At 50.3% G+C, this 11502-nt stretch carries 9 protein-coding genes and 1 other annotated feature; of the genes, 5 read left to right on the forward strand and 4 right to left on the reverse strand.

The annotated features are described in order from the left end of the window. Window positions 1–933 (forward strand): AEC family transporter, encoded by a 933-nt coding sequence (locus H6A13_RS01185; RefSeq protein ID WP_204907789.1) that lies wholly within the window; start codon window positions 1–3, stop codon window positions 931–933. Between the two features lie 56 nt (window positions 934–989). Here the strand turns inward: H6A13_RS01185 and H6A13_RS01190 are convergent, their stop codons facing one another. Together H6A13_RS01190 and H6A13_RS01195 are read right to left on the reverse strand one after the other, a co-directional pair. After that, window positions 990–2231 carry a CapA family protein gene (locus H6A13_RS01190; protein WP_204907790.1) on the reverse strand — a complete coding sequence of 414 codons (1242 nt, stop codon included), beginning with the start codon at window positions 2229–2231 and terminating at the stop codon, window positions 990–992. Window positions 2232–2341: 110 nt separating this feature from the next. Next, entirely contained in the window at window positions 2342–2764 is a 423-nt protein-coding gene (locus H6A13_RS01195; RefSeq protein WP_204907791.1) for a P-loop NTPase family protein, read from the reverse strand. Window positions 2765–2946: 182 nt separating this feature from the next. Continuing rightward, window positions 2947–3174: a binding site (T-box leader), on the forward strand. A gap of 48 nt (window positions 3175–3222) precedes the next feature. Here H6A13_RS01195 and leuS point away from each other — a divergent pair. After that, the gene (gene leuS / locus H6A13_RS01200) at window positions 3223–5652 is read left to right on the forward strand and encodes a leucine--tRNA ligase (protein ID WP_204907792.1); all 2430 of its coding nucleotides are present in this window, start codon (window positions 3223–3225) and stop codon (window positions 5650–5652) included. A 311-nt stretch (window positions 5653–5963) separates the two neighbouring features. Next, window positions 5964–6878: a FliH/SctL family protein gene (locus tag H6A13_RS01205; protein WP_204907793.1), complete on the forward strand. Its 915-nt coding sequence runs from the start codon at window positions 5964–5966 to the stop codon at window positions 6876–6878. Window positions 6879–6955: 77 nt separating this feature from the next. Here the strand turns inward: H6A13_RS01205 and H6A13_RS01210 are convergent, their stop codons facing one another. Together H6A13_RS01210 and H6A13_RS01215 are read right to left on the reverse strand one after the other, a co-directional pair. Further along, entirely contained in the window at window positions 6956–7960 is a 1005-nt protein-coding gene (locus H6A13_RS01210; protein WP_204907794.1) for an asparaginase, read from the reverse strand. Further along, window positions 7957–8604, reverse strand: a complete 648-nt coding sequence (locus tag H6A13_RS01215; protein WP_204907795.1) for a YkgJ family cysteine cluster protein — start codon at window positions 8602–8604, stop codon at window positions 7957–7959. Before H6A13_RS01215 ends, H6A13_RS01210 begins: the two co-directional genes overlap by 4 nt. Window positions 8605–8711: 107 nt before the next feature. Here H6A13_RS01215 and H6A13_RS01220 point away from each other — a divergent pair, with 107 nt between their 5' ends. Next, complete coding sequence (locus H6A13_RS01220) at window positions 8712–9863, forward strand: exonuclease SbcCD subunit D (protein WP_204907796.1); 1152 nt, start codon at window positions 8712–8714, stop codon at window positions 9861–9863. Beyond that, window positions 9860–11502 (forward strand): AAA family ATPase (locus H6A13_RS01225; protein WP_204907797.1); only part of this gene is annotated, 1643 nt, incomplete at its 3' end. The genes H6A13_RS01220 and H6A13_RS01225, both read left to right, overlap by 4 nt.

Consider the following 11502-nt stretch of genomic DNA (forward strand, 5'->3'; position numbering starts at 1 on the left):
ATGGAATTAAGTCTTTTGCTGGGGGAACAGATCGTCGTCATCTTTTTGATGATGGCGATCGGCTATGTAATCGTAAAAACTGGATTTTTTCAGGTGGAGGACAGTAAGGTTCTGTCCAATCTGGTGATCTACATCTGTTTTCCCTGTGTAATGATCGATTCTTTTCAGATCGAACTTACACAGCGGACGGCGGCAGGGCTTGCGATCGCTGTCGTGGCAGCTGCGGCCGCCCATCTGTTCATGATCGTTGTGGTATGGCTTCTGGGGAAACCGCTGGGATTTAACCGCATCGAAAAAGTGTCCATTATCTACACCAACGCAGGGTATCTGGTGATCCCGCTGGTCAGCTCGGTGCTGGGGGAAGAATGGGTTTTCTATACCACGGCTTTCCTGCTGGTGCAGAACATCCTGACCTGGACCCACTGCGTCAGCGTGCTGAAAGGCCGGAATGAGACGGATATCAAAAGTATCCTTCTGAATCCCAACATGATCGCTCTGGCGATCGGGCTTGTACTCTTTGTCGGAGGGATCCGGCTGCCGCTGATCCTGGACTCCTGTGTGGCAGGATTCAGCAACGTGGTCACGCCCACCAGCATGCTGGTGATCGGTATGGTGATCGGGGATGTGGATCTGAAGTGGGTATTCCGGCAGAAACGGCCTTATCTGATCTGCCTGATCCGTCTGGTGCTGATCCCCATGACCTTTGCCGTGGCGCTGGGACTGGCGGGAAGAATGCTCCCCCATGCAGACACAGAATACATCCTGATGATCGTGCTGATCGCCGTGGCAGCGCCGGTGGCGGCCATGATCACGCAGCTGGCACAGGTCTACGACCAGGACGTAAGATATGCCAGTGTCATCAACGTCATGTCGGTCATCTTCTGTATCATAACCATGCCGCTGACCATCTTGCTGTATGAAATGATAATTTAGCGCTTTAAACCATTAAAATGGGGACGGGGGATTTTTGAAAATCCCCCGTCCCCATTTTACGATTGTATCTTCTGGCTGTATTCGTTGATCTTATCCAGCACCCGCTGCTTTTCTTCTCCCTCCAGCGGAACCGGGCAGTAGTCGTTTTTGTCCGATGAGGAGGTGATGGAGCAGGGAATGATCTGGATCTGGTCGTCCATGATCCGTTCTCCATTCTGGAAGGTAAAGGTCTGCTGAAAGATCATGGAGTCTGTATCAGAGGGATTGGAATTTCCTCCGAAGCAGAAATTTCCAAGGCTGTAGGCGATGTATGCGCCGTTATATTTTTCGATGCCCTGCAGTACGTGGGGGTGATGCCCGATCACAAGGTCCGCGCCCTGGTCTACGGCGTAATGGGCCAGTTCTTTTTGGATGTCGTTTGGCACGTATTCTTTTTCAATCCCCCAGTGGAAATTGATGATGATCAGCTGCGCACCGGCTGCTTTGAGGGCCTTGATATTCTCCTGGATCTGCGACTTTTTGTCCAGGTGTCCGGCCAGCTCGTAGATGCCGGTCAGCCCCACTTTTACGCCTTTGATATCAAGGATCTTGATATGTTCGTAGCCGAAGGTGATGATCCCGGCGTTTTCCAGGGCCTGCACCGTGTCCGTGTAGCTTTGCTCCCCGTAGTCATAGCTGTGGTTATTTGCCAGGTTGGCGGCTTCCACGGAACTTCCGGAGAGGATGGAGGCATACTCGGCCGGCGCTTTGAATGCGTAGGTCTTATCCTGCCGGTTCTCGGATCCGGTCAGGGTTCCTTCCATATTTACGATGGAGAGGTCGTCCTGTTCCAGGATCGGCCGGACATGCTGAAAGAAATAGTCCGGGCCGTGCTGCTCATAATAAGCGTTCAGGCTGGTGGAATGGGCAAAACCTTCGTCCGTTCCCAGCGTGCAGTCTCCCATGGAACTGACGGTCAATGAGACGGGCTCCCCGGAAAATACCGGCTCGTCGGTGTTGATCACCAGAGGTTTTACTTCGACTTCCGGTTCGGCTTCTTCTCCCTTTTCATCAGCTTCGGCCTGGAGATCCTTGTCCTTTCCGGAATCTTTTTTGGCCTCCGCCTTTTTTTCTGACGCTTCTTTGATGGATTCTGCAAGTGTGGCGACGGCATTTCCGATCTTTGGCGCGACGACGCGGATGCCCTGAATCAGGACCAGAGCCGCGCAAATCAGAAGAATGGCATAAAAAACAAGGCGGATCCGCCTGTTCCGCCTGCGCCGTTTTCTGTTTCTTTTTGCATCTTTGATCCCGCTCATTCTTTTGTACCTGCAGATTTTTCTGATAAAAGAAAGCAGGCAGCCCTTTCCCCGGACTGCCTGCCTTTTCCCCTTGTAGTAATTCTCTTCTGATGCAGGAGAGTGTGTGATTAATTCAGATAGCAGCAGCCCTCGCCGATCACGCCTTCTACTTCGGCCTTTTCAGCGCTTACGCTTACATAAAAGTCGATGCCGCATTCTTTGGAAATGTCTTCCAGTGCAGCGATGACTGCCGGAAGATTCTGAAGGCTGATGTCAGCGTGTTTCAGGATGCCGTCGATAAATACGCATTCGATATCGTGGTTGGAACTGTACATTCCATATAAAAATCCAATGTAGTTGTCTGTGTTCTTGATGGCCGGAAGGTCGTCCATGCAGATGGTGCGGATGTTGAAGTCTACGCTTGTTGTGTCGCGGTGTGTCTTCTTAATAAATACGACATTACCGTTGCAGTTCTTTGCCGCCTCATTTGCCTTCTCGATCATGATCTGTGTTTTTCCTGTGCCTTTCGGTCCTGTTAATAAATTTACCATGGTAAACACTCTCCTTTATGTATCTTATTTACTGAAAACCTCAGTACGATTAACTTATATCCATTATACACGAAAGAGGGTAAGGTAACAACCAGAAAATGAGTTTTTCAGACGGTTTAGATCAGCAAAATTACCACTTGACTTATTTTAATGTTCTCCGTATAATTTATAAGGTAATATTAAAAAAGACGAAGAAGAGGAATAGTAAGAGCCTATCGTTTTCAGAGAGCTGCCGGTCGCTGCGAGGCAGTAAACGTAATCTCCCAACTGGCCTTGGAGTTCTTCTGCCGAACCGGAAAGCAGTAGGCAGGAGCGGGACTTCCCGTTACAGGAGACAATGAGTGCATATGGATGCCGCGTCCGTATGAATAAGAGTGGTACCACGGAAATCAAGCCTTTTCGTCTCTTCAGAGATGGAAAGGCTTTTCATATGTCATCAGAAAGTGAGGAGTGAAACAATGTCAAAAGTACCTTATAACCATAAGGCAATCGAGAAAAAATGGCATGACATCTGGGAAAAGAACCCGGTGAACACCAAAGTGGATGAAAATGGAAACAAAAAGGAGAAGTATTACTGTCTGGATATGTTCCCGTATCCTTCCGGCAACGGTCTTCATGTAGGACACTGGAGAGGCTATGTGATCTCTGATGTCTGGAGCCGTTATAAGCTGCAGCAGGGCTACTATCTGATCCACCCCATGGGATGGGATGCGTTCGGCCTTCCGGCAGAGAACTACGCCATCAAGATGGGCGTGCACCCGGCTGTTTCCACGGCTGAGAATATTAAGCACATCAAAGAGCAGATCAACCAGATCGCGGCTCTCTATGACTGGGACCGCGAGGTCAACACCACAGATCCGGACTATTATAAATGGACCCAGTGGATTTTTGTAAAAATGTTTAAGGAAGGCCTTGCCTATGAGAAGGAATTCCCGATCAACTGGTGTCCGTCCTGTAAGACCGGCCTTGCCAATGAAGAGGTTGTAAATGGAAAATGCGAGCGCTGCGGCGCTGAGGTGACCAAGAAGAATCTGCGTCAGTGGATGCTGAAGATCACCGCATACGCAGAGCGTCTCCTCCAGGATCTGGATAAGCTGGACTGGCCGGAGAAGGTAAAGAAGATGCAGACCGACTGGATCGGCAAATCTTACGGCGCTGAGGTGGATTTCCCCATCGAAGGAAGAGAAGAGAAGATCACAGTCTACACTACCAGACCGGACACCCTTCACGGCGCTACCTTCATGGTGCTGGCGCCGGAGCATGAACTGGCAAAAGAACTGGCTACAGACGAGACAAAAGAGGCAGTAGAACAATACATTTACGAAGCATCCATGAAGTCCAACGTAGACCGGATGCAGGATAAGGAAAAGACCGGTGTGTTTACCGGAAGCTATGCCATCAATCCGATCAACGGCAAGAAGGTGCCGATCTGGCTGTCTGATTATGTACTGGCTGATTATGGTACCGGAGCCATCATGTGCGTGCCTGCCCATGACGACCGTGACTTTGAGTTTGCGACAAAGTTCGGCATTCCGATCGTTCAGGTTATCGCAAAGGACGGCAAAGAGATTGAAAATATGACCGAAGCCTATACCGAGGCGTCCGGGATCATGATTAATTCCGGCGAATGGAACGGCATGGAGTCTTCTGTCCTGAAAAAAGAAGGCCCTCATATCATTGAGGAAAAAGGGATCGGACGCGCAACCGTGAACTACAAGCTGCGCGACTGGGTATTCTCCCGTCAGAGATACTGGGGAGAGCCGATCCCGATCATTCACTGCCCGCACTGCGGCAATGTGCCGGTGCCGGAAGAAGAACTGCCGCTTCGCCTGCCGGAGGTAGAGTCCTACGAACCTACCGGAACCGGAGAATCTCCGCTGGCAGCCATCGACGACTGGGTAAACTGCAAATGTCCGGTCTGCGGGGCGGATGCCAAGCGGGAGACTAATACCATGCCCCAGTGGGCAGGATCTTCCTGGTACTTCCTGCGCTATGTGGACAATCACAATGACAAGGAACTGGTATCCAGAGAAAAAGCAGACGAGATGCTGCCGGTAGATATGTACATCGGCGGCGTGGAGCATGCGGTGCTTCATCTGCTGTACGCAAGATTTTACACCAAATTCCTGTGCGACATCGGTGTGGTAGACTTTGACGAGCCGTTCCACAAGCTGTTCAACCAGGGAATGATCACCGGAAAGAACGGCATTAAGATGAGTAAATCCAAAGGAAATGTGGTATCTCCGGACGATCTGGTCAGAGACTACGGCTGCGATTCCCTTAGAATGTATGAGCTGTTCGTAGGGCCGCCGGAACTGGATGCAGAGTGGGACGACCGGGGAATCGACGGCGTCAACCGCTTCCTGAAACGTCTGTGGAATCTGGTACAGGACAGCAAAGAAGCAGACATCAAGGCAACCAAAGATATGATCAAAGAACGCCACAGACTGGTATACGACATCACCACCCGTCTGGAAAGCTTCAGCCTGAATACGGCCATCTCTGGATTTATGGAGCATAACAATAACCTGATCGAGATCGCCAAGAAAGAGGGCGGGATCGATAAAGAAACTCTCTCCACCATGGCAGTCCTGCTGTCGCCATTTGCGCCGCACATCGCAGAAGAGATCTGGGAGCAGTTAGGACACGAAGGCAGCGTATTCCGCGCCGGATGGCCCACCTACGATGAAGAAGCCATGAAGGATGACGAAGTAGAAGTGCCGGTACAGATCAACGGCAAGACCAGAGCGGTCATCTCCATTTCCGCAGATATTTCCAAGGAAGACGCCATCGCAGCCGGAAAAGCCGCTGTGGCAGATAAGCTGACCGGAACCATTATCAAGGAGATCTATGTGCCGAAGAAGATCATAAATATTGTGCAGAAATAGGCGAATGGGGACGTAGTAAAATGCAAAAGTACTACGTCCCAAATTGCGTTTTACGGTGTCCCAAATTGCATTTTACCCTGTACCCGATTGATTCTCATTTTTTGATATGCTAAAATAAGATAAAGCATAGATTTTCTTTTATTATCTATTGGTGGATTGTGCTTCTTTGTTACGATCCATATCTTTTATTCATACAGCAGATCGTTCTATCAGATCTGTCTTTTCGGAAAATTCGTGCTTTCTATCCCATTTTTAAGCAGGAGTTTTCAGAAAAGCGAATCTCCTGACAATTGAATAAGGAGGTTTGGTGTATGAAGAAAAGCAGGGAACTGCTGCAGTGGCATCCCGCATTCTATGCAGGGATCCAGATTGAACTGGCCGGCGAAAGGGAACATCTTTCGTTTGAGAATGAGCATCATCTTGGTACCAGGCCAAAGCAGATTGATGTTCTGATCATCAAAAAAGACGGTGATTACCAGGTTCAGAAAAACATCGGAAGAATCTTCCGGGGACACAATATCGTTGAGTATAAAAGTCCGGCAGATTCTTTGAATATCGATGATTTTTATATGGTGTATGCCTATGCCTGTTTTTACAAGGCAGACAGTTATCCGGCGGATTTTATCGAAATGGAGGATATTACCATTACATTTGTCTGCCATGCCTGGCCGCGGAAACTGATCCGGTATTTAAAAGAAGTGAGACATTATCAGATCCGACAGGAAGATGCAGGTATTTACCATGTTCTTGGAGATCACATTCCGATTCAGATTCTGGTTACCAGACAGTTATCTCTCAGGGAGAATATCTGGCTGAGTCATCTTACGGATCAGATCGGATCAGAGGCTGAAGCCGAGAGACTGGTCGAGGAATATCAGGCCCATACAGAAGATAAATTGTATCAGTCCGTAATGGACATTATTGTAAGAGCAAACCGTGAACAGTTTGAGGAGGCGAAAGAAATGTGTGAGGCATTACGAGAATTATTCGCAGATGAGCTGGAAAAGGCCAGACAGGAAAGCCAGCGTGAAGGATGGTGCGAAGGTCAGCGCGAAGGCCGTAAAGAGGGGCGTAAGGAAGGACGTAAGGAAGGACGCCGCGAAGGAATGGCTGCGATTAATAAAATGAATCTGAAATTATCTGAGCTGGGCAGGACGGAGGATATCCTCAAAGCTGCCAGAGATCCGGAATTTCAGGAGCAGCTTTTGAAAGAGTTCCATTTGTAGGGAGACAAATGAAAAAGATAAGTTATTCGTGAACACATGGAATAACTTATCTTTTTGCTTTTCTGTATGCAATGTGTTTAATGGATATCTTCCTGGCGGTCCAGGTTGATGACTTTTTCAAACAGCGTCTGGATCTCGCCGCGGTCGCGGGTCTGGCCAAGCACCCACATAATCTTTGCTACGATGGCTTCGGTGGTCATGTCGCCGGCCTGAAGGATGCCCGGGTAGTCGCTGTATTTTTTGCCTACCTGGTAGACCTGAAGGTCGCAGCCTTCTTCCGGGACCTGCGTGGTAACGGCAAGAGTCTTTCCGGAATCCACCCAGTCAAAGATGGCTTTCTGGAAGGAGTCGTCGTATTCCGGGATGCCGCCGATCCCAAAGGTCTCCAGAATGATGGCGTCATAATCTTCTTTTAAAAGATAGAAAATGTTTGCTTTGACCTCAGGGGTCAGTTTCAGTACAAAGACACGGTCATCCAGATGATGATAGGCTTTCAGATCTGAGGGCTCAGGGATCACGCCGGTGTAGTGGCGGATGATCCGGTCGTCGTGGATGATGGCAAGGGGCGGGAAGTTCATGCTTTCAAATGCGTCAAAGCTGCGGGTGCGCTGCTTTCTTGCCCGGGTGCCGATCACGGCCTTGCCGTTAAACACGATGGAAACTCTGCAGGATTTGTCGTCCAGCGCATAGAGGATGCTCTGGTAAATATTGAGTTTCGCATCGGTATAGGGGTCCCCCATAGGCTTTTGCGAGCCGGTCAGTACGATGGGCTTTCTGGAATCCTGGATCAGATAAGACAGGGCGGCCGCAGTGTAGGCCATGGTATCTGTCCCGTGAAGAACGACAAAACCGTCATAACTGTCATAGTGGGACAGGATCGTATCGCTGATCATGATCCACTGCCTGGGACGCATATTGGTGCTGTCAATGTTCATTAACTGGAGTACGGTCAGGTCGCATTTCTCTTCAATGCCGGGCACATTCGCCGCCAGTTCTTCCCCTGTCATGGCGGGGGTCAGCCCGTCTCCGCCTTCCTTGGAGGCAATGGTTCCTCCGGTTGCGATCATTAGTATTTTTTTCATTTTGCATTCAACCTCTCGTAAAATTGTTCGTAAAAATCCTGGTCTGTCCGGAAAGGACGCACATAAAAATCCGTCAGAACGGACATGCTTAATTGTTTGACCAGTTCCGGCCCTTCGGAAGCCGCGGCCTGTTCCTGCAGACCCTTCAGATAATAGTGCCAGTCACAGATGTAGGCGTCGTACCGTTTGACGTCCGGGGTGTCGATCCATTTGCGGACCTTGACCTTTGTCTTGTTTGGCTTTGGACATTCATGGACCTGCAGAAAATACTGAAAGCTTTTTCCGTCATAGTAGCGGCCCAGCGGGAAGATCCTGCAGATGCCGGGGCGGAAAGGATGGATGGAACAACGTCCCTCTGCATTCAGAAAGGTACAGGCTTCCCCGGGGCCTGCCATGCGCAGATTGGGAAGGATGATCCCATCTGCCACCTGCAGTTCCAGATGGGAAGACAAAAGTTCTTCAAATGATTTTCCAAGGCCGGAAGAGATCCGGTGAACATCCAGAGGATCCAGGACGATCGAAGTCCCCATGCCCCGGCAGCACTCGCTGCAGCCGGCGCAGCCCTGGCAGTCCGCCTTCACCATGTCGCCTAGCTGATAAAATTTTCCGTCGGATACTTTGGCAAAATCGATTTCCCGCAGCATGACGTATCTCCTTTCCTGATCTGGATATTTACAAAGAATAGCTCTTGATAGCTAAGAAGATTATAGTGTAAGATAGATTCAAATGTAAAGTAGAAAGGATCGTTTTCATGAAATTTTTCCATTTGTCAGACCTGCATATCGGCAAGCAGCTGCACCATTATAATCTGCGGGAAGACCAGGCCCATATCCTGGGGCAGGTGATCTGCTATGCAAAGGATATTCATCCGGACGCCGTGGTGATCGCAGGCGACATATATGATAAAACCGTGCCTTCGGCTGAAGCGGTGACACTGTGGGATGAGTTTCTCACCGGGCTTTCCAGGATCCGCCCCCGGATCCCGGTCCTCATTATCAGCGGAAACCACGACTCGGCGGAGCGTCTTCAGTATGCAGCCTCGCTTCTTAAGGATCAGGAAATCTATCTGGCCGGGGAGGCAGGAGAAGATCAGATGCAGAAGGTAACGCTTGAGGATGCGTATGGGGAAGTGGATTTTTATCTGCTGCCGTTTGTGAAGCCTTCTTACGTCCGCCACCTTTTTCCGGAGGATCCGCCGGGAAATTATACGGAGGCCGTGGAGAAACTTATAAGTAGAGAAAGCATTGATTTTATAAATAAAAGAAATGTATTGGTTTCTCACCAGTTCTACAGAGGATCCAAAGAGCCGGTGACCTGTGACTCGGAGATCTTTTCTATAGGAGGACTGGATCAGGTGGATGTTTCCGTTGTCCGGGGCTTTGACTACGGCGCCTTTGGCCATCTGCACAGCGCCCAGAAAGCGGGGGCGGAGGCGTACCGCTACTGCGGGACCCTGTTAAAATATTCGGTCAGCGAGGCGGAACAGGAGAAGGCCCTCCATCTGGTGACGCTGGGGGAAAAGGGGACAAGCCCGCAGGTGGAACGGTTAAAACTTACGCCGCTTCGGGATGTCTGCAGAAAATCCGGCAGTCTGTCGGAAGTTCTGCAGAATCCTTCGCAAAGAGAGAGAGAGGCTTACATCAGCATTACCCTGACGGATGAAGAGGAACTGTATAAGCCAAAAGAACAGCTCCAGCAGGTCTACCGGCGGATCCTGGAAGTGCGGATCGAAAACAGCCGCACAAAAAGGAAGCTGGACGGGCTGGAGGAAGAGCTTATCATCCAAAGCCCGCAGGAAGTATTTGGAGATTTTTATCGGGAAATGCAGGGGAAGGATCTGACGGAAGAGGAGCAGAAGATCATGGATGAGATATTTGAACAGGCAAAGGAGGAAGATCAATGAAGCCACTGCGGTTAGAACTGTCAGCTTTCGGATCCTATGCAGGAAAAGCAGTGATCGATTTTTCGGACCTGCCGGGCGGACTTTTTCTGGTGACGGGAGATACCGGGGCTGGAAAAACGACCATCTTTGACGCAGTCACCTATGCACTTTATGACCGGACCAGCGGAGGACGCCGGGACGGACAGATGATGCGGAGCCAGTATGCCAAAGAAGATACGGACACCTATGTGGACTATACGTTTTCCTGCCAGGGAGAGGTGTACCGGGTCCGGAGAAATCCAGAGTACCTGCGGGCATCCAGGCGCCGGTCAAAGGACGGGACCATCCGTATGGTAAAGGAAGCTTCCGGCGTGGAACTGACCCTGCCGGACGAACAGGTGTTCCGCGGGAAAAAGCGGGAAACCGATCAGAAGATCACAGAGATCCTGGGCTTAAGCGCCGAACAGTTTACCCAGACGGCCATGATCGCCCAGGGGGATTTTCTGAAACTTTTACTGGCAGAATCCAAAGACCGGAAAAAGATTTTTTCCAGGATCTTTCAGACCGGTATCTGCGCCCGTGTCCAGGAGGAATTAAAGCGGCGGTCCCAGGAGGTCTATGCCCGCCTGGAGGAGAATCAGAACTATGTAAAAACCGAGATGGAACGGGTGGAAAATACATTCCATGCTATGGAAAAATGGCAGGAATTAAAGGAGATGGAGGTTCCGGATTACACAGAAGTTTTTGATACGCTGGGACAGATCCTGGCATCCGGATCAGAGGAGGAGAAAGGTCTTTCCAGGCGTCTGGAAGCACTGGAAGAAAAGACCCGGAAGCTGACAGAGATCTGGCGGCAGAAAGAGCAGTGTATGGAAGCCGGCAAACGCCTGGAGGAAAGCCAGGCGGAATGGTCTGCAGTGGAGAAGGAACTTACGGTTTCTTCCGGGAAGAAAAAGGAAGCCGGGGAAGCGCTTCGCCTGGCGGAAAAGAAGAACCAGGAGACCGAAGACGCCTGCGCGGATCTTGTGACGGTTTACCGGGCCGCGTTGCCGGTGTATGAGGAACTTCACATTCTTGACAGGCAAAAAGAAGAAAAAGAGAAACTTCTTATAAAAAAAGAAGCACTTCAGGAAAAGCTGAAGGCGCAGAAAAAGGATCTGGAACAGAGGAAAAAAGACACAGAAAAGATCCTGGAGCGTTTTGGAGACCGGGAGACGGTGCTGGAGGCGCTCGGCCGCCGGCAGACAGACTTGCAGGAAAAAAAGGAGGGATTGCAGGATCTGAAAAACCGGTGGGAAGAGATCCGGAAGCAGAAAAGCATCTGCGAAGAAGCGCGTCTGAAACTGGAGAGAAAAAAGAAAACCTATTTACAGCTTCATGCAGAATATGAACAGCTGTATCAGGCATTTCTTGACGCTCAGGCGGGAATTCTGGCAGATACCCTGCAAGAGGGCCTGCCCTGTCCGGTCTGCGGCTCCTTAAGTCATCCTTCTCCCTGCAGGAAAGAGGGAAGCGCGCCTTCACAGCAGGAGGTAGAGGCGGCAAAAAAGAGCCGGGATCAGGCGGAAAAGCTCCGGGGACAGGCGGCAGAGGCATATCAGAAGGCGCTGTCCGGCCTGCAGGTGATGGAACAGCATTTCCAGGAAGATATGTATAATAG

It is taken from the genome of Mordavella massiliensis (assembly GCF_016902415.1).
Taxonomy (GTDB): domain Bacteria; phylum Bacillota; class Clostridia; order Lachnospirales; family Lachnospiraceae; genus Merdimonas; species Merdimonas faecigallinarum.